Origin of the sequence: uncultured Streptomyces sp. (genome assembly GCF_947488945.1) — a bacterium.
Lineage (GTDB): Bacteria > Actinomycetota > Actinomycetes > Streptomycetales > Streptomycetaceae > Streptomyces.
On record NZ_CANLBS010000029.1, the window covers coordinates 15,403 to 33,048 of the forward strand.

General features: G+C 73.4%; 16 protein-coding genes. 9 read left to right on the forward strand and 7 right to left on the reverse strand.

Annotation, left to right across the window (positions count from 1 at the left end; translation table 11 throughout):
* Nucleotides 1-8: 8 nt before the first annotated feature.
* On the forward strand, nt 9-1,442 hold the full coding sequence (locus Q0994_RS30730; RefSeq protein ID WP_299541342.1) for an MFS transporter: 1,434 nt from the start codon (nt 9-11) through the stop codon (nt 1,440-1,442).
* A gap of 97 nt (nt 1,443-1,539) precedes the next feature.
* On the opposite strand, the gene Q0994_RS30735 is transcribed toward Q0994_RS30730, so the two are convergent.
* Nucleotides 1,540-2,115 carry an XRE family transcriptional regulator gene (locus Q0994_RS30735; protein WP_299541344.1) on the reverse strand — a complete coding sequence of 192 codons (576 nt, stop codon included), beginning with the start codon at nt 2,113-2,115 and terminating at the stop codon, nt 1,540-1,542.
* A 120-nt stretch (nt 2,116-2,235) separates the two neighbouring features.
* Between Q0994_RS30735 and Q0994_RS30740 the strand changes: the two genes are divergently transcribed.
* From Q0994_RS30740 to Q0994_RS30755, 4 genes are all read left to right on the forward strand, one after another.
* Nucleotides 2,236-3,072, forward strand: a complete 837-nt coding sequence (locus Q0994_RS30740; RefSeq protein ID WP_299541346.1) for a DMT family transporter — start codon at nt 2,236-2,238, stop codon at nt 3,070-3,072.
* 25 nt (nt 3,073-3,097) lie between these two features.
* The gene (locus Q0994_RS30745) at nt 3,098-3,745 is read left to right on the forward strand and encodes an FMN-binding negative transcriptional regulator (protein WP_299541348.1); all 648 of its coding nucleotides are present in this window, start codon (nt 3,098-3,100) and stop codon (nt 3,743-3,745) included.
* Between the two features lie 43 nt (nt 3,746-3,788).
* The gene (locus Q0994_RS30750) at nt 3,789-4,496 is read left to right on the forward strand and encodes a B3/4 domain-containing protein (protein ID WP_299541350.1); all 708 of its coding nucleotides are present in this window, start codon (nt 3,789-3,791) and stop codon (nt 4,494-4,496) included.
* Nucleotides 4,497-4,617: 121 nt separating this feature from the next.
* Nucleotides 4,618-5,160: a DapH/DapD/GlmU-related protein gene (locus Q0994_RS30755; protein ID WP_299541352.1), complete on the forward strand. Its 543-nt coding sequence runs from the start codon at nt 4,618-4,620 to the stop codon at nt 5,158-5,160.
* Nucleotides 5,161-5,187: 27 nt separating this feature from the next.
* Here the strand turns inward: Q0994_RS30755 and Q0994_RS30760 are convergent, their stop codons facing one another.
* The 4 genes from Q0994_RS30760 to Q0994_RS30775 form a co-directional block, all read right to left on the reverse strand.
* Complete coding sequence (locus Q0994_RS30760) at nt 5,188-5,631, reverse strand: MarR family winged helix-turn-helix transcriptional regulator (RefSeq protein ID WP_299541354.1); 444 nt, start codon at nt 5,629-5,631, stop codon at nt 5,188-5,190.
* Nucleotides 5,632-5,832: 201 nt separating this feature from the next.
* The gene (locus Q0994_RS30765) at nt 5,833-6,756 is read right to left on the reverse strand and encodes an alpha/beta hydrolase (RefSeq protein ID WP_299541356.1); all 924 of its coding nucleotides are present in this window, start codon (nt 6,754-6,756) and stop codon (nt 5,833-5,835) included.
* Between the two features lie 16 nt (nt 6,757-6,772).
* Entirely contained in the window at nt 6,773-7,738 is a 966-nt protein-coding gene (locus tag Q0994_RS30770; protein WP_299541358.1) for an amidohydrolase family protein, read from the reverse strand.
* Between the two features lie 23 nt (nt 7,739-7,761).
* The gene (locus Q0994_RS30775) at nt 7,762-8,340 is read right to left on the reverse strand and encodes a quercetin 2,3-dioxygenase (RefSeq protein WP_299541360.1); all 579 of its coding nucleotides are present in this window, start codon (nt 8,338-8,340) and stop codon (nt 7,762-7,764) included.
* Between the two features lie 528 nt (nt 8,341-8,868).
* Here Q0994_RS30775 and Q0994_RS30780 point away from each other — a divergent pair.
* A complete protein-coding gene (locus Q0994_RS30780; RefSeq protein ID WP_299541424.1) occupies nt 8,869-9,933 on the forward strand; it encodes a biotin/lipoate A/B protein ligase family protein in 1,065 nt (354 codons plus the stop codon).
* Nucleotides 9,934-10,192: 259 nt separating this feature from the next.
* Here the strand turns inward: Q0994_RS30780 and Q0994_RS30785 are convergent, their stop codons facing one another.
* Nucleotides 10,193-10,684, reverse strand: a complete 492-nt coding sequence (locus Q0994_RS30785) for a MarR family winged helix-turn-helix transcriptional regulator (RefSeq protein WP_299541362.1) — start codon at nt 10,682-10,684, stop codon at nt 10,193-10,195.
* A gap of 303 nt (nt 10,685-10,987) precedes the next feature.
* Between Q0994_RS30785 and Q0994_RS30790 the strand changes: the two genes are divergently transcribed.
* From Q0994_RS30790 to helR, 3 genes are all read left to right on the forward strand, one after another.
* Nucleotides 10,988-12,340, forward strand: coding sequence for an MFS transporter (locus tag Q0994_RS30790; protein WP_299541426.1), 1,353 nt, complete (start codon nt 10,988-10,990; stop codon nt 12,338-12,340).
* 204 nt (nt 12,341-12,544) lie between these two features.
* Entirely contained in the window at nt 12,545-12,754 is a 210-nt protein-coding gene (locus Q0994_RS30795; RefSeq protein ID WP_299541364.1) for a hypothetical protein, read from the forward strand.
* A 62-nt stretch (nt 12,755-12,816) separates the two neighbouring features.
* Nucleotides 12,817-14,964 carry an RNA polymerase recycling motor ATPase HelR gene (helR, locus tag Q0994_RS30800; RefSeq protein WP_299541428.1) on the forward strand — a complete coding sequence of 716 codons (2,148 nt, stop codon included), beginning with the start codon at nt 12,817-12,819 and terminating at the stop codon, nt 14,962-14,964.
* Between the two features lie 40 nt (nt 14,965-15,004).
* Here helR and Q0994_RS30805 read toward each other — a convergent pair whose 3' ends face one another.
* Nucleotides 15,005-17,575, reverse strand: coding sequence for a glycoside hydrolase family 3 C-terminal domain-containing protein (locus tag Q0994_RS30805; protein WP_299541366.1), 2,571 nt, complete (start codon nt 17,573-17,575; stop codon nt 15,005-15,007).
* Nucleotides 17,576-17,646 lie beyond the last annotated feature (71 nt).

A 17,646-nucleotide genomic window follows, 5' to 3' on the forward strand; every position in this document is an offset into this window, starting at 1 on the left:
TGACGACCATGGCCCCTTCGAACCCCTCGGCGAAGTCCGCGTCCGCACTCCCGTCGTCCGCGCCGCCCGCGTCGTCCACCTCGCCCCGTCCGGCCGCCGACCTCTCGGAGGGGACCGGCCGCGCCGCGGTGGACCCCGGCCACCGGTCGCCCGGTCGGGTGCTGGCCGCCACGAGTCTCGGCACGCTGCTGGTGATCCTGCTGACCTCGGGGCTGAACATCGCCTCTCCCGCCGTCCGCGCCACGTTCGACGCCGGCGGAACGGCGATCGGCTGGGTGCTCTCCGGCTACACACTCGCCTTCGCGATGCTCTCGTTGACCGGCGGCGCACTCGCGGACCGGTTCGGCGCGCGGCGGATCTTCCTGCTCGGTCTCGGGGTCTTCGCCGCGTTCGGTCTGGTGGCGGCGGCGCCCGGCGTGGCCTGGGTGGTGGTGGGCGTGTTCGGCCAGGGCGCGGGGGCGGCGCTCGTCCTGCCGTCGGCACTGGCCCTGATCCGGTTCGTGTACCTGGACGTGCCGCACCGGCTGTCCTGGGCGATCGGCGTCTGGGCCGGCGCCAACGCGGTCGGCGCCGCGCTGGGGCCGGTGATATGCGGCGCCATCGTCTCGGTCGCCTCGTGGCGGCCGATGTTCGTGCTGGTGGCGGTCCTCGCCGTGGCGTTCGGGCTGATCGGCCGGCCCGCACTGCCGCTGCTGCGGGGAGGCAGGGCCCGGCTGGACCTGCCGGGGCTGCTGGTGATGGTGGTCCTGCTCGGCCTCGTCGCCTTCCTGGCGCACGACTGGCGTGCGCTGCCGGGCTGGGCCGTGGCGGGGTGCTGCGCGGGCATCGTCGTCGCACTGTGGTCGTTCCGCCGGGTCGAACTGCGGGCGGACGCGCCGATGCTCCCGATGAGCCAGCTCCGGGACGTGGTGTTCCGCACGAACGCCGCCGTCACGGTGCTCGGGACGGGGGCGTTCTTCGGCATGCTCTACCTCGTCAGCATGGCCTTGCAGGACCGGCTGGGGCTGTCCGCGTTCGTCGCGGGCGTCGGGCTGCTGCCGCTGGCCGCCGGCAACCTGCTCACCGCACTGGCGGCCGGGCGGATCATCGGCCGGCTGGGCGTGCGGGGCGCGATGATCCTCGGATCGGTCCTTCTGGTGGCGGCGCTGGGGCCGATGCCCTTGCTGTTCGGTCACTACACGCTGCTGATCGCCCCGCTGGTCGTCGCCGGCGCGGGCTGGGGCCTCCTGGTCCCGACCACGTCCGCCGCCGGACTGGCCCGCGCGCGGGCGGGCCAGGAGGGCGTGGCGTCCGGGGTCACCGCCGGCGGCCGGGAGCTGGGCGCCGCGCTGGCGGCGGCGCTGCTGCTGCCGCTCGGGGTGGGTGCGGGCATCTGGACGGCGGCGGCGGTCGGTCTGCTGTCGCTCGCCGCGGTCGTCGCCCGGATCCGCGCGGTGGGCTGAGCACGCTCGCCGGACGGGGGCCGGGGCGGGGGCGTGGGGCGGTCGCGGGACGGGGTGTACGCCCGGCACCGTCCGGTCCCCCGGAGCCGTCGAGGCGTCAGGCGGGTCCCGGGGGCAGGTGGACCGTCATGATCAGGTGGCAGGTCCCGGAGCCCGAACCGCGGTAGGTGTGCGGGTGGTCGGCGTCGAAGGTGGCGGTCTGACCGGCCCCGACCGGATGGTCGATGCCGTCGACGACGAGCACCATCTCGCCGGCGGTGACGCTGACGGTCTCGGTCACGCCGGCCTGATGGGGGTGGCTGGGGTACTCCTCGCCCGGTTCCAGCGTCCAGCGCCAGACCTCGGTGGCCGCCGGGCCGCCGGTGGTCAGCATGAGCCGCGCCTCGCTGCCGCGCTCCCCCCTCCACAGGGGGACCACGGCGTCGGCGCTCACCACCCTTACGCGTTGCTCGGGGCGTCCCTCGGTCAGCGCGGAGACGGAGGCGCCGAGGGTGTCGGCGAGCCGGACCAGGGTGGCGAAATTCGGGTTGCCCTGGGCCCTCTCCAGGGCGACGAGGGCGCCCTTGCTCACCTTCGCCCGACGGCCCAGTTCGTCCAGGGACAGTCCGGCGCGGATACGGGCCGCCCGGACGTTGCGCGCGAGCGTGCGCAGCGCTTCCTCGGTCTCGGCCATCGTGTGTCGTCCCTCCACGCAGTGGACCGGTACGTTGCACCGGGCGGTCGTTCGGTTGACTCCGCACGGTCGGTACGTTGTACGGTGTAGTCGTTCCATTGATGATAAGGGATGTACCCCGTGCTCTCTCTGCTGTTGGCCCTGGGCAGCTCCCTGGCCTACGGATGCGCCGACTTCCTCGGCGGCCTCGGCGCCCGCAGGGCCCACGTCCTGCGTACCGTGATGGTCGCCGCTCCGGCCTCCCTCACCGTCGAGCTGCTGCTGTGGCCCTTCCTCGGGGCCTCCTTCGCCCCGGCCACCCTCGCCTGGGGCGCGGCCTCCGGCGTCGCGTCGGCCGCCGCGTTCGCCCTGCTGTACCGCACGCTCGCGATCGGCCCGATGAACGTCCTGTCCCCGGTCACGGCGCTGGTCTCGGCGATGCTGCCGGTGGGCGTGGGGCTGGTGCAGGGCGAGCACCTGGGCCCGGCCGGACTGATCGGACTGCCGCTCGCCCTGGGCGCCGTGGTGCTGGTCAGCGCCGGGCAGGGGGCGAAGTCGGCCCGTCCGTCGCCGACCGCCCTGCTGCTGGCCCTGGGGGCGGGGTCCGCCATCGCCCTGCAACTGGTCTTCCTGCACCAGGCGCCCTCCGACAGCGGCGTGGGCCCGCTGATCGTCGGCCGCGCCGTGTCCTGCGCCGTCACCCTCGCCGCCGCCGGGGTGATGTCGCGGCGGCTCGGTCCGGACAAACCCGCCTACGCCCTCTCCGCGACGGCCGGAGTGCTGGACTCGGTGGCCAACCTGCTGTTCCTTCTCGCCGCCCGCAGCGGCGACCTGGCGGTCGTCGCCGTGATCACCGCCCTCTACCCGGTGGGGACGGTCCTGCTCGCCCGCGGCGTGCTGGCCGAACGCGTCCACCGCGGACAGCTCGTCGGCCTGGGCGCCGCAGCCGTCGCGGTCAGCCTCCTCGCACTCACGTGATCCACACCCCCGGAAGGAGCCCGGTATGTTCATCCAGCCCTGGGACGCGGCCCTGGACGAAGCCGAATGGCGGACCTGGATCGCCGACGGCCACGACTTCGGCGTCCTCAGCGTCAACGGCCCGCCCGGACACGCACCGGTCGTCGTCCCCACCCACTTCACCGTCGACGGAGCAGCCCTGCTGGTCCACCTCGCCCGGCCCAACCCGGTCTGGGAACCGATCGAGGCCGATGCGCAGGTGACCTTCACCGTCACCGGCGACCACGCCTTCGTCCCCGGCCCCTGGCGCGCCGGACCCGGCGTCCCGCCCACCGACGGTGTCCCCACCAGTTACTACGCGGCCGTCCAGTTCACCTGCCGGGCCACCGTGGTCGACGCACCGGAGGCGAAAGCCGAGCTGCTGCGCCGGCAGATGGCCCACTTCCAGCCCGACGGCGACCACGCACCCGTCGCCCCCGGCCTGCCGCCCTACGGGCGCATGCTGCCCGGCATCCGCGGCCTGCGCCTGGACGTCACCGACGTACGGGCGAAGTACAAGTACGACGACCACAAGCCCGCCGAGCGGCGGGCCGACACCGCGCGCAGGCTCGCCGAACGCGGCCGGGGCCAGGACGCGTCGACGGCGGCCCAGCAACTGCGCCGCCTGGACCGCATCGGCACCTGGACACCCTGACCGCCCGCCCCTCTGCCCCCGCCCCCACTCCGAACGGAACCCCATGACCACCTTCCGTATCAGCCCCGCCGTCGCGGACGCCTTCCCCGACACCCTCATCGCCGTCGTCACCGCCACCGGCCTGCGCGGCCACGATGCCTGGCCCCGCACCGCATCCGCCCTGGAGGACCTGGAACGGGAACTCGCCGCCGGCACCTGGGCCCCCGCCGACGAGAGCGACCCGCGCATCGAGGCCTGGCACACCGCCTACCGCTCCTTCGGCACCAACCCCCGCCGCATCCGCCCCAGCGTCGACGCCCTCGGCCGCCGCCTGGCGAAGAAGGGCTCCCTGCCCCGGATCAACCCGGCCGTCGACTCCTACAACGCCGTCTCCGTCCGCCACGGCCTGCCCGCCGGCGCGTTCGACCTCGACCGCGTCACCGGCGACGTCGAGATCCGGTACGCCGACGGCGGCGAGACCTTCACCCCGCTCGGCGAACCCGACACCACCGAGCACCCCAAGCCCGGCGAGATCGTCTACGCCGACACCACCGACGTCCTCACCCGCCACTGGAACCACCGCGACGCCCACCGCACCCGCGTCACCGAAGACTCCACCCGCGTCGCCTTCGTCCTCGAAACCCTCCACGCCACCCGCGACGGACACCTCCTCAGCAACGCCGCCGAAGAACTCCGCGGCCTGCTCGCCCCGCACGCGGAGCAGACCACCGTGCACCACCTGAGCCCCGGACGGCCCCGGATCACCGTCTGAAACCCCGCCCCCGGCCTTCAGGCCGCCGGGCGCCGCCGAACCCGGCTCGACGTACCCGCGCCACCCCGCACCCGCGCCCCTCCGCACCCCCTGCCGCCCCGCACCCCGAAGGAACCGCCGCGTGTCCGACGACCACCTCATGCGCATCCACAGCCCCGAGTTCCGGGCCATGTCCGAGCGGGTCCTGCGCGCCACCGAGCTCACCTCCCGGCTGAACGTCCTCCCCTTCGAGGACGAGACGGGCAAGGCGGAGCTGTTCGCGCAGATCCTCGGCAGGCCGCTGCCCGCGAGGACCACGATCTACCCGCCCTTCTACACCGACCACGGACTGCGGCTGGACCTCGCCGAGCGCGTGTTCATCAACCAGAACTGCACGTTCCTCGACTACGCCGGCATCCGGCTCGGAGAGCGCGTGATGGTCGGGCCGAAGGCCACCTTCATCACCGTCGGCCACCCCGTGGACCCCGAGGAGCGGCGGGGATGGCTGAGCGGCGGGCCCATCGACGTCGCCGAGAACGTGTGGATCGGCGCGGGCGCCACGATCCTGCCCGGGGTCACCATCGGGCGCGACGCCGTGATCGCGGCGGGCGCGGTGGTCGCCGACGACGTCCCGCCGGCGAGCCTGGTGACCGGCCCCAAGGCGACCGTCAACCGGCGGTGGTGACGCCCCGTAACCTGATAACCGGGAACCCTACGGCGCGCTGACCAGGGGCGGGGCGCCCCAGTCGAGGGTCAGGGTCTCGCGCAGGGCCGTCTCGCCGAGGCGGCCGACGCGGGCCGCCAGGACGCCTTCGATCAGTGCGATCGACGCCTGCGCCCGCTGGTGCACCCGCTCGCCCTCGGCGGTGGTGCGGATCAGCCGGCTGCGGGCGGAGGAGGGGTCGGGAACCTGTTCCAGCAGGCCCATGGCGATGAGTCCGTGCACCGCCTGATGCGCGGTCTGCCGGGTGACGCCGATCCGCCGGGCCAGCTCGGAGACGGTGGTGCCCTCCGGGTCGAGGGTCGCGAACACGGCCGTCTGCGCCGTGCTGACGGGGCGCTCGCCGGCCGCCTGCATGCTCGCCTGCAACGCCTCGTCGAACCAGCGTTTGGCTTCGCTGAGCAGTTGGGGCAGGTTACGCGGGTGTGGGCTCATGGCTCTCGGAATCGTCGCGGGACGGGACTCGGACCGGCGCCAAAAGCGCGGCCGAGAGATGTCCGCAGCCTACGCCGAGCAAGCCCGCCGCCCCGTACCGGCGAGGCGGTACGGGGCGGGACGGGGCGGGGTACGGAGCGGGGGCGGGGCGGCACGGGCTGCCGCCGGCACGGCGGCGTGCGGCCCGGCCACCGAGCCCGGTCACGCCGTCGGGGCGGCCCCCGAGGTCACGGACCGCACGAAGGCGAGTGACGCGTCGAAGCAGTCGGCGGTCGCCTCCGCGGTGAGCCCCACCCACAGATGGTCCGCGCCCGGGATCTCGCGGAAGTCGACCGGGACGCCCTGTGCGCGCAGCGCCGCCGCGAGCCGCCGTCCCTGCTCGACGGGGACCAGCGAGTCGTCGGCGCCGTGCAGGACGAGGAACGGGGGCGCGCCGCCGGTCACCCGGAGCGCCGGGCTGGCCGCCCGCGCGAGCGCGGGCACGTCGGCGGGTGCGGCCCCCAGCAGCAGCGCCTCGAAGGTGGCCGGGTCGGCCGGGTCGAAGCGACCGGGCGGGAAGTCGTCGGCGAGGGCGGTGAGGTCGGCGGGGCCGTACCAGACGACGCAGCCGAGCACCTCGGGAGCGGGGTCGCCGAACGCCCCGGTGGCCCCGAGGGCGGCGAGCGCGGCAAGGTGGCCACCGGCGGACGCCCCCCACAGCACCGTCCTGGCGGGGTCCGTCCCCAGCTCCGCGGACCGGGCGGCCAGCCACGGGGTGAGCCGTGCGAGGTCGTCGAGCTGGGCGGGGAAGACCTCCTCGCCGCTGAGCCGGTAGTCGGGGCAGACCACGGCGAACCCGGCCCGCGCCAGCCGGGCGAAGGGCTCCAGGTCCCGGACGAGCGGTCCCATGTCGGAGCGGTGTCCGCCCCGCCAGGCGCCGCCGTGCACGTAGACGACGACCGGCAGCGGTCCGGCGGCCTCGGCCGGCAGCCACACGTCCAGCTCCAGGGGGCGCTGCCCGGCAGGGATGTGGTACGGGACTCCCCGCAGCAGCCGCACGCCCTCGGCGGGCCGCTCCGCCGCCGGGAGCGGGAGGGTCAACGGATCGGGCGGGCCGAGCAGTTCGAACGGGAAGGGGGCGGCCATGGTTCGGATGTCTCCTCTAACCGTTCAGGCGGGGCAGCAGGGCGTGGGCGTTGGCGCGGGTGAGCGCGGGCCACCCCGTCCCCGCCACGGGTTCGGGCGCGTCGGCGAAGGACAGGGCGTGGGCCTCGGCCGCCGCGGACGGCGTCCAACAGTAGTCGCTGCCGTAGAGCAGATGATCGGGGGCGGCGAGGTTGAGCAGGGCCGGGAGCTGGCGGGGGAAGGCCGGGCCGGCCAGGTCGTAGTAGAGCCTGCCGAGCTGGGCGACGGCGTCCGGGGCGTCCTGCTCGCCGGGCAGGAACAGCTTCATGAAGCCGTTGATGCGGTCCGCGAGGACCGGCAGCGCCCCGCCGCAGTGCGGCACGATCACCTTCAGCCGGGGGTGGCGGTCCAGCGTTCCGGCGAAGAGGAGGTCGGTGACGGTGCGCGCGGTGTCGAAGATGAACTCGATCATGGGCCGGGGGCGGCCGAGCGCCGACTTCTCCCAGCAGACCGGCGAGGTCGGGTGGAGGAAGACGACCGCCTCCCGACGGTCCAGTTCGGCGAAGACGGGTTCGAGCCGCGGATCGCCGAGGTAGACGCCTTCGGTGTTGGTCTCCAGCACCACGCCGTCCGCGCCGAGCGTGTCGAAGGCGTGGCCGATCTCCGCGAGCGCGCCCTCCACGTCGGGCAGCGGGAGCGAGGCGAAGAGGCCGAAGCGGCCGGGGTGGTCGCGGACGACGGCGGCCCCGTCCTCGTTCACCTCGCGGGCGAGGGCGCGGGCCGAGGCCGGGTCGCCGAAGTGGACGCCCGGCGAGGAGACCGAGAGGACGGCGGTCTCGATGCCGCTGCGGTCCATCAGCGCGAGGTGGTCGCGGGCGCTCCAGGAGGGCCAGGCGGGGACGCCGTCGGGCAGGTGGTGCCCGGCCTTCCGCGCCCGGGCGACGTAGGAGTCGGTGACGAAGTGGGCGTGGACGTCGATGAGTCCCGGCGTGCTGGTGGTCACGGTGGGCTGCCTTCCGATCGTTCTCAACTGTGCCGGCCGGGCCGGTCCTGGCCGTGCCACCGCTTGTCGGGCAGGAAGTTCACGTCATACTGCTGCGGCACCAGGCCGAACGTGTGCGGCTCCGGTACGAACGGGGTCTTCGGCAGGGTCAGTTCGTCGGTGGGCGTGCCGAGGTTCTCGAAGAAGCGCTCGAAGGTCCCGCCGGGTCCGGCGGCCACGCCGACGATCTGCGAGTGGTGGCGCTCGATGCGGTAGGCGTGCGGGCAGTTCTTCGGTACGAATCCGAAGTCCCCCGCGGTCAGCAGCTTCTCGTGCTCCTCGCCCTCCAGGTCCTCCACGAACAGGCGCACCGCACCCTGGGTGATGTAGAAGACCTCGTAGGTGTCGGGGTGGGAGTGCGCCGGGATGATGTCGCCCTTGGGGCCTTCGCAGGTGAAGAAGTTGAAGGTGTTCTCGGTCTGCTCCCCTCCGGCGTAGACGGTGAACAGGTCGCCGAACAGGTGCGCCCGGTCACCCTGCCCCTTCTCGATGAAGTACGGCTTGCCCGGCTCCGGCGGGATGTGGGAGCGGGTGCGGTAGCGCGTGGCGTATTCGATGGTCATGCGGGACCTCCGACGTCCGATTTATTGTCAGGCAACCTAACATTAAGAGGATGGGCGACCTCACGCTTGTGGCCGACTTTTGCCGGTCCTTGACCGTCGACCACTCCGACCACCCCGGCCCGTACGGCGACCGATGAGCCGGGAAGTCCGGGCCGGACACCCCAGCATTACCCTTACATGCCAACCCAGTTGTCGACCTCTCCTGGCGTTCGGACGACTCCGATTGCGCCAGAACCCTTCCGGCCGGCACGGCACCCAGGCAGGTCACCACCCTCCCCCGGCAACCAATCAGCTTCACCGCGCCCCGTCAAGAGTGTCAGCGTGACTGACTTATATGCCCCTCTCATCCCTCCCGAAACGCCGGCCCGTCCGCCACGAACGCCGGCGCGACGCCACGAACCCCGACGCGTCGCCATGGACCGGACCGCCCCCTACGGGTCGAAGAGGGGATAAACCCGGCGGAGCGTTACCGTGGTGACCGAGTGCGTTCGGCTTTGATCAAGTCGGATCGGATGTGGAGGCATGGCTGTGCACGGTGAGTACAAGATCCCGGGCGGCAAGCTCGTGGTGGTGGACCTCGACGTCGAGGGCGGGGCGCTGCGCGGTGTCCGTGTGGCGGGCGACTTCTTCCTCGAACCGGACGAGGCGATCGGCGCCATCGACGCCGCGCTGGAGGGGGCCCCGGCCCACACCGACACCGCCGGGCTGGCCGCCCGGATCGACGCCGCGCTGCCCGAGTCGACGGTGATGCTCGGCCTCACCTCGGAGGGCGTCGCCGTCGCGGTCCGCCGCGCCCTGGCCCAGGCCACCGAGTGGAGCGACTACGACTGGCAGCTCATCCACGACGCGCCGCAGTCCCCCGCACTGCACATGGCACTGGACGAGGTCATCACCGCGGAGGTCGCGGCCGGCCGCCGTCCGCCCACCCTGCGGGTCTGGGAGTGGGACGCTCCCGCCGTCATCATCGGCAGCTTCCAGTCCCTGCGCAACGAGGTCGACGCAGCCGGCGTCGAGCGCCACGGCGTCCGTGTGGTCCGCCGGATCTCGGGCGGCGGCGCGATGTTCGCCGAGCCGCACAGCGCCATCACCTACTCGCTCGCCGTGCCGCAGTCCCTGGTCTCCGGCCTCTCCTTCGCCGACAGCTACGCCTACCTGGACGACTGGGTCCTGGAGGCGCTGGGCGACATGGGGATCAAGGCCTGGTACCAGCCGCTGAACGACATCGCCACCGAGGTGGGCAAGATCGCCGGAGCCGCGCAGAAGCGCATGGTGGGCCCCGACGGCGGCCCCGGCGCCGTGTTGCACCACGTGACCATGTCGTACGACATCGACGCCGACAAGATGCTGGAGGTCCTGCGCATCGGCAAGGAGAAGATGTCCGACAAGGGCACCAAGTCCGCGAAAAAGCGGGTGGACCCGCTGCGCCGGCAGACCGGGCTGCCCCGCGAGACGGTCATCGAGAAGATGATCGACTCCTTCCGCAAGCGCCACGGCCTCACCCGGGGAGCGGTCACCCCCGACGAGCTGGCTGCCGCCGAGGAACTGGTCCGCACGAAGTTCGGCGCACCGGAGTGGACCGCCCGCGTGCCGTAACCGCCCGCGCCCCCACCACGAAGGCTCCGCACGAACCCTCCCCCGGCAGTCTCACCCGCGCCGGGCGGAGGGCTTCGTCGTGCCCGGGAGGCGGCTCCCCGCAGGGATGCCCGGTGGAGGTCCAGGGGACCTTCCCGCCGTGCCGCCGGAGCTGAGCACTTCCAGAACCCGCGGGAGCCCGCGAGCCCGCCCGCCCCCGATCGGGAGCGCTCCTGATCCGGGTCCGTCCAGGGGAAGGCCGACTCCCCTGCACCGTCGCCTACTTCAGCCGCGCCTGGCGGGCCCGTCGTGCGGGTACCGGGGTCGGTGACGGGGTCGCCAGCCCTCCTTCGCTGAGCCGCGTCAGTGCGGCCACCAGGACCTCCCGCTCCCCTGCGGGCAGCGAGCCCAGAGCCGCTTCATGCACGCCGTCGACGATCCGCTGACTCGCGGCGGCCACCTCGGCCCCCTTGGCGGTGACGGCGATGACGCGGGCGCGCCGGTCGGCGCTGGAAGGCCGCCGTTCGGCGAGGCCGGCCTTCTCCAGAGCGTCCACGGTGATCACCATCGTGGTCTTGTCCATGTCGCCGATCTCGGCGAGCTGGACCTGCGTCCGCTCCGCGCCCAGGGCGTGCACCAGGACGCAGTGCATCCGTGCGGTCAGCCCGATCTCGCCGAGCGCCGCGGCCATCCGGGTACGCAGCACGTGGCTGGTGTGGTCCAGGAGGAAGGAGAGATCCGGTTCGGTGCGTGCGGGGCTCAGAGCGGTCATGGGTCAAGGGTATTCGGTCCGTGGCAGATCATCCGGTGGCAGATCGATCGGGCGCGCACGCCCGGCTCACCGAGGAGCAGGGGCGCGGGCGACCGGGTCACGGATGCGCCAAAACAACATGCTCAATAAATCATCTCTAACAAAACTATCTGCTACGGTTCCTCTCGTCGCCGTTCCACGACAGGAGAAGCCATGTCCACGCACTCCGCCCTTCCCTCTACCACCTCCGCGGGGCCGGAACCCGCCCCCGCCCCCGCCGCTCCACCGAAGCACCGACTGGCCCTCGGCGCACTGGCGGCCACCATGCTGATGAACGTGCTGGACGGCAGCATCGTGACCGTCGCCATGCCCGCGATACAGGACGGCCTGCGCTTCTCCCCGGCGGGCCTGAGCTGGGTCGTCAACGCCTATCTGATCGCCTTCGGAAGCCTGTTGCTGCTCGCGGGCCGCCTCGGTGACCTGTTCGGACGCACCAGGATGTTCCTGGCCGGGGTCACCGTCTTCGGCGCGGCCTCCCTGCTCGCGGGGATGGCGACCTCGCCGGGCATGCTGATCGCCGCCCGCTTCCTCCAGGGCGCCGGCAGCGCCATGTCCGCCGCGGTCAGCCTCGGAATTCTGGTGACCCTCTTCACCGAGCGCGGCGAACGGGCCCGCGCCATCGCGGTGTTCAGCTTCACCGGAGCGGCCGGCGCCTCCCTCGGGCAGGTGCTGGGCGGGGTGCTCACCGACGCCCTGAGCTGGCACTGGATCTTCTACATCAACCTGCCCGTCGGCGCGGCGACACTGCTCCTCGCCTCACGCGTCCTGCCCCGCGACCGCGGGCTGGGCCGTCACGCAGGAGCCGACGTCGCCGGCGCCCTCCTGGTCACCGCCGGACTGACCCTCGGCATCTACACGGTCGTCACCCTCGGTGCCCACGGCGGGAGTTCGGGGCGGACCCTGGTCCTCGGCGGACTGTCGCTCACGCTGCTCGCCGCGTTCACGGTGCGTCAGAGGCGGGCACGCACCCCGCTGATGCCTCTGCGCATCCTGCGGCCGCGCAACGTGGCCGGCGCCAACCTCGTACAGATCCTCATGGTCGCCGCCCTGTTCGCTTTCCAGATCCTGCTCGCCCAGTATCTGCAGAACGTCGGAGGGTACGGGGCCGCGCGCACCGGACTCGCCATGCTCCCCGCCGCGGTGATCATCGGCGTGGTGTCGCTCGGTGTCTCGGCCCGGCTGATCGCCCGCTTCGGGGAACGCGTCGTGCTGCTCGGCGGACTGATCCTGCTGACCGCGCTCATGGCGCTGCTGATCCGGCTGCCGGCACACGCCTCGTACGCCACCGATCTGCTGCCGGTCATGCTGCTCGCCGCGGGATTCGGGCTCGCTCTTCCGGCGCTGACCGGGCTCGCCATGTCCGGCGCGGACGAGCGGGACGCCGGGCTCGCGTCGGGGGTGTTCCAGACCACCCAGCAGATCGGCATGGCGGCGGGCGTCGCGGTGCTGTCCACCCTGGCAGTCACCCGCACCGATCGGCTGCTGGCCGGGGGCACGCCCCGGTCCGAGGCCCTGACCTCCGGTTACCACGCGGCCTTCGCGCTCGGCACCGCCCTGCTGCTCGCCGCCCTGGCCGTCGCCCTCACGGTGCTGCGCCCGGAGCGGGCGGCATCCTGACCGCAGCAGGTGCCCCGGCCGCACCCGCGCGGCGCCGAAGGCGGAACCGCCGCAAAAAGAAAACCCGTCCACCGGGGACGGGAGGGGAGAAGGAGGCCGACCCACTCCTTTCCACTCTCAACTTATAACCGATGGGGGGCCTTGCGGCAAGGCCCCCCCGGTGCCGCACAATCGTCCGCCGAAGCCCGGATCGACGGAAATGAGATGTACGACGTGCGTGTGGTGGGAGCGGCCTACGGGTCGCGGGGGGACGTCGAACCGATGGTGGGGCTCGCGCCGGCGGCGCGGGAGCCCGGCGCGGGGGCAGGGAGGTGCGCGCCGCCGGACGAAGCGGTCCGCACCGACGGGGCGGCGGTGGCCGCCGCCCGGAAGCCGTACGACCTGGTCGACGGAGAGCCGGAGGTGGCCGCGTGAGCCGTACCGACCACGGCTCCGCGACCGGCGGCGCCCCGAACACGGACAACGGAGACCCTGTCATGAACCTCTCGCCCGTCAGCGCCTTCGCCCTGCCCGACCGCCTCTCCGCCAAGGCCGACCCGTCGCTGATCGGCGACGACGAACGGCACTTCGCGGCGGTCGCGGCGTGTCTGGACAAGTCGGTCGCCGACGTGTCCGGGCGGCTGGCCGCCGAACTGAAGGCGCCCGGCGGGGTGGGACGGCAGGCGATGGACCGGGACGCGGAGGTGCACCGGCTGTCGTCCCGGCTGCGTACGCTGCGCCGCTTCGGGCTGGACCTGTGCCTGGGCCGCATGGTCGGTGCGGACGGCGGCGAACCGGTGTACGTCGGGCGGCTCGGCCTCACCGACGACACGGGCCGCCGGCTGCTGGTCGACTGGCGCTCGCCGGCCGCCGAGCCGTTCTTCGGCGCCACCCACGGCGACCCGATGGGGCTCGTCAGCCGCCGCAGGTACCGCTGGACCGGGGGCCGGATCGGCGACTACTGGGACGAGGTGTTCGCCGCCGAAGGACTAGCCGGGCACGCGGCACTGGACGACCAGTCGGCGTTCGTCGCGAGCCTGGGCGCCAACCGGTCGGCCCGGATGCGGGACGTGCTGGGCACCATCCAGGCGGACCAGGACGCGATCATCCGCGCGGGGTCGCGCGGGGCCCTGGTCGTCGACGGCGGGCCGGGCACCGGCAAGACCGTCGTCGCCCTGCACCGCTCCGCCTATCTGCTGTACTCCGACCCCCGGCTCGGCCACCGCAGGGGCGGCGTGCTGTTCGTCGGCCCGCACGAGCCCTACCTGGGGTACGTCGCCGACGTGCTGCCGAGCCTCGGCGAGGAGGGTGTGCAGACCTGCACCCTGCGCGACCTGCTGCCGGAGGGGGCCGCCGCCGTACCCGAGACGGACCCGGAGGTGGCCCGGCTGAAGTCGTCCGCCGACCTGGTGCGGGCGGTCGACAAGGCCGTCGCCTTCTACGAGGACCCGCCGGCGGAGGGGATGACGGTCACCACCCACTGGTCCGACATCCGACTGACCGCCGCCGACTGGGCGGTGGCGTTCGGGGCCGCCGCCCCCGGCACCCCGCACAACGAAGCCCGTGAGCAGGTCCTGGAGGAACTGCTCACCCTGCTGATGGACAAGCACGAGGGCGACGCACCGGAGGGTCTGCTGCACAAGTCGCTCTCGCAGAACCGGGAGTTGCTGGCGGCCTTCGACCGGGCGTGGCCGCTGCTGGAGGCGGCGGACATCGTCGGGGACCTGTGGTCGGTCCCCGCCTACCTGCGGATGTGCGCCCCGTGGCTGGACCGGGACGAGGTGTCCCGGCTGCAACGGTCGCGGCCGCGGGCGTGGACGGTGTCCGACCTGCCGCTGCTGGACGCGGCGCGGCAGCGGCTCGGCGACTCCGGGACGGCCCGGCGGGTGCGTCGGCACGCCGTGGAGCGGGCCGCCGAGCGCGAGCGGATGGCCCAGGTCGTCGACACGCTGCTGCAGACCGACGACGACGGCGAGGGTGCGCTGACCATGCTGCACGGGCAGGACATGCGCGACACCCTGGTGGACCCGCACTCCGGCCCGCAGGTCGAACCGGATCTGCTGGCGGGCCCGTTCGCGCACGTGGTGGTGGACGAGGCACAGGAACTGACCGACGCGCAGTGGCAGATGCTGCTGGTGCGCTGCCCGTCCCGGAGCTTCACGGTCGTCGGTGACCGCGCCCAGGCCCGGCACGGGTTCACCGAGTCGTGGCGGGAGCGGCTGGAGCGGGTCGGGCTGGACCGGGTCACCATGGCGTCGCTGAGCATCAACTACCGGACACCGGAAGAGGTGATGGCGGAGGCGGAGCCGGTGATCCGGGCGGTGCTGCCGGACGCCAACGTGCCGACGTCGGTCCGCAGCAGCGGAGTTCCGGTGGTGTACGGGTCGGCGGCCGAGCTGTCCGCGGTGCTGGAGGGCTGGCGGTCCTCGCATCCGGAGGGGGTCGCGTGCGTCATCGGCGATCCGGCGTTCCGGGCGACGGACCGGGTCCGTTCCCTGACGCCGGAGCTGGCGAAAGGGCTGGAGTTCGATCTGGTGGTGCTGGTCGACCCGGACCGCTTCGGCGAGGGCGTGGAGGGGGCGGTCGACCGCTATGTGGCGATGACCCGGGCGACCCAGGAACTCGTGGTGCTCACCCGTCCCTGAGGACCGGTGCGGGCTCCGGGCGCCCCCGGAGCCCGCAGGGCTACTCCACCGTCACCGCCGTGCGCAGCGGCAGGTTCTCGCTGGAGGTGCCGACCGCCAGGCTGTACAGGCCGGGGACCACCGTCCGGCCGCGTTCGGTGTCCTGCCAGACGGTGAGCGTCTCGCGCTCCAGCGGGAGCGTGACGGTGCGTTCCTCGCCGGGGCCGAGGGCGACCTTGGCGAACGCCTTGAGTTCGGCGGCCGGCCGGCCCGCCGCCGCCGGGAAGCCGACGTAGAGCTGGACGACTTCGGAGCCGGTGCGCCGACCGGTGTTGCGGACCCGCACCCGGGCCCGGAACCCGTCCCCGGCCCGGTCGGCGCGGAGCCCGGAGAGCGCGAAGGTGGTGTACGAGAGCCCGTGCCCGAAGGGGAACAGGGGTTGTTCGCCGCTGCTGCGGTACCAGCGGTAGCCGACGGCGAGTTCCTCTTCGTAGTAGACCTGTCCGCCGTCGCCCGGGTAGGCGGCGGGGGTCTTGGCGGGGCCCTGCCGGTCCGTGGCGGGGAACGTCTCGGGGAGCCGGCCGCCGGGTTCCTCGTCGCCGAAGAGCACCCGGGCGAGGGCGTTGCCCTGTTCCTGGCCCGCGTACCAGAGGGAGAGCACCGCGTCGACCCGGTCCAGCCAGGGCATCAGCACCGCGCCGGAGGTGGTGAGCACCACGACGGTACGGGGGTTGGCGGCGGCGACGGCGGTGATCAGCTCGTCCTGGTCGGCGGGCAGGGCGAGGCTGGAGCGGTCCATGCTCTCGCTGGTGAGGTCGGAGACCACCACGACGGCCACCGACGCCTTCGCGGCGACGGCCGCCGCCTCGGCGATGAGCCGGTCGTAATGCGGCTGGTGGCCGAGGTGGAGTCCGAAGTCCTTGCCGAAGAAGGAGCCACCGGGGTTGCGGTAGGTCAGCTCGAACTCGTGCGCTCCGGCGCCGAGTTCGACGAAGCCGTTCTGCACGACCTCCGCACCGGTGCGGTAGGCGAGGACCTGCCGGCCGTCGACGGTGAGGGTGGTGGCGCCGCTGGCGGTGAGCGAGAAGCGGTGGCGGCCGGCGGAGCGGACGGTGAGGACGCCGGTGTAGCGGGCGGACCAGCCGTCGGTCTCGCCCGCGACCAGCCCCGGTTTGGTGGACCAGTCGGGCCGGGGGACGGTCTCGGTGCCCAGGGCGGGGCCGGTCAGGTCGCGCGAGGCGTAGTACGTCACCGTCAGGCCGGGTCCGAAGTCCGCGGCGGGGACGGGCGGCAGCGGGCCGATCCCCTGCGTACCCGGCGCGTAGGTCACGGCGGTCCGGCCGCCCGCGCGGGCGGTGATGCCGGCCAGCGCGGTCACGACGGGGCCGTGCGCGGTGACGACGCCGGAGCCGCCGCCGCTCGTCTGCGCGCCGGCGTCGGCGGCGTGACCGATGACGGCGACCGACTCGGGTGCGCCGAACGGCAGCAGCCCGCCGTCGTTCTTCAGCAGCACGCTGCCCCGGACGGCGACGGTCCGGGCGAGCGCCTTGTGGGCGTCGGTGCTGACCACGGCCTCGACGACGTCCGCCGGGTCGGCCAGCCGGTGGTCGAAGAGGCCGACCCGGTACATGGCGGTGAGGACGTGCACGGCCATGGAGTCGACCGTCGTGAGCGGGACCCGTCCGTCCTCGACCGCCGCCTTGAGCCGGGCGCCGAGGTGGACGGCGCCGGGCATCTCCATGTCGGAGCCGGCCAGCGCGGTCCGCACGGTGCTGTGGGTGCCGCCCCAGTCGGACATGACCATGCCGTCGAAGCCCCAGGCGTCCCGCAGCACCTCCTGGACGAGGACACGGTTCTCCTGCGCGTACACCCCGTTGACCTTGTTGTACGCGGTCATGACGGCGGCGGCGCCGCCCCGCTGGACGGCGGCCCGGAAACCGGGGAGGTAGAGGTCCTCCAGGGCCCGGCGGGAGACCACCACGTCGATGCGGCCGCGCTCGGTCTCCTGGTTGTTGACCGCGAAGTGCTTCACCGTGGCGACGACGTGGTTGCGCTGGATGCCCTGCACCACCGGGACGATCAACTCGGCGTTGAGAAAGGGGTCTTCGGTGAAGGTCTCGAAGGAGCGCCCCCACTGCGGGACCCGCACGATGTTGACGCAGGGGGCGAGTGCCACATTGTGGCCCTTGCCCGCCTGCTCCGCCCCGTACGCCTCCCCGAAGGCGTCCGCGGTGGCGGTGTCCCAGGTGGCGGCGAGCGCCTTGGAGCCGGGCCACTGGGTGACCCCGGTGGAGCGGTTGCCGACGCCGCCGGGGCCGTCGCCGAGGTAGAGGGCGGGGATGGAACGGGCCTCGTTGGCGGGGACGGCTCCGGCGTAGCCGGTGGTGTTTCCGGTGCTGCCGACGCCGTGCAGCAGGGCGATCTTCTCGTCCAGGGTCAGCGTGGCCACCATCCGCCGCGCCTTGGCCACCGCCTGTGCGGAGCCGGGTGGTGCGACGGCGCGGACGGCGGCCTGCCGGTTGCGCGGGACCCCGGCGGGGGCGCCCGCCGCGGCCGGTGCGGCGGCGGTGGCGGTGGCGCCCACCGCGACCGCGCCGGCCAGCTTGAGGAAGGATCTGCGGCGAACATCCATGAGGGGCCCCTCGGCGTCGGAACTCCGGCGGCGGACGCACGGGGGCGGCCCCCCGCGGTGTCCGACCCGCG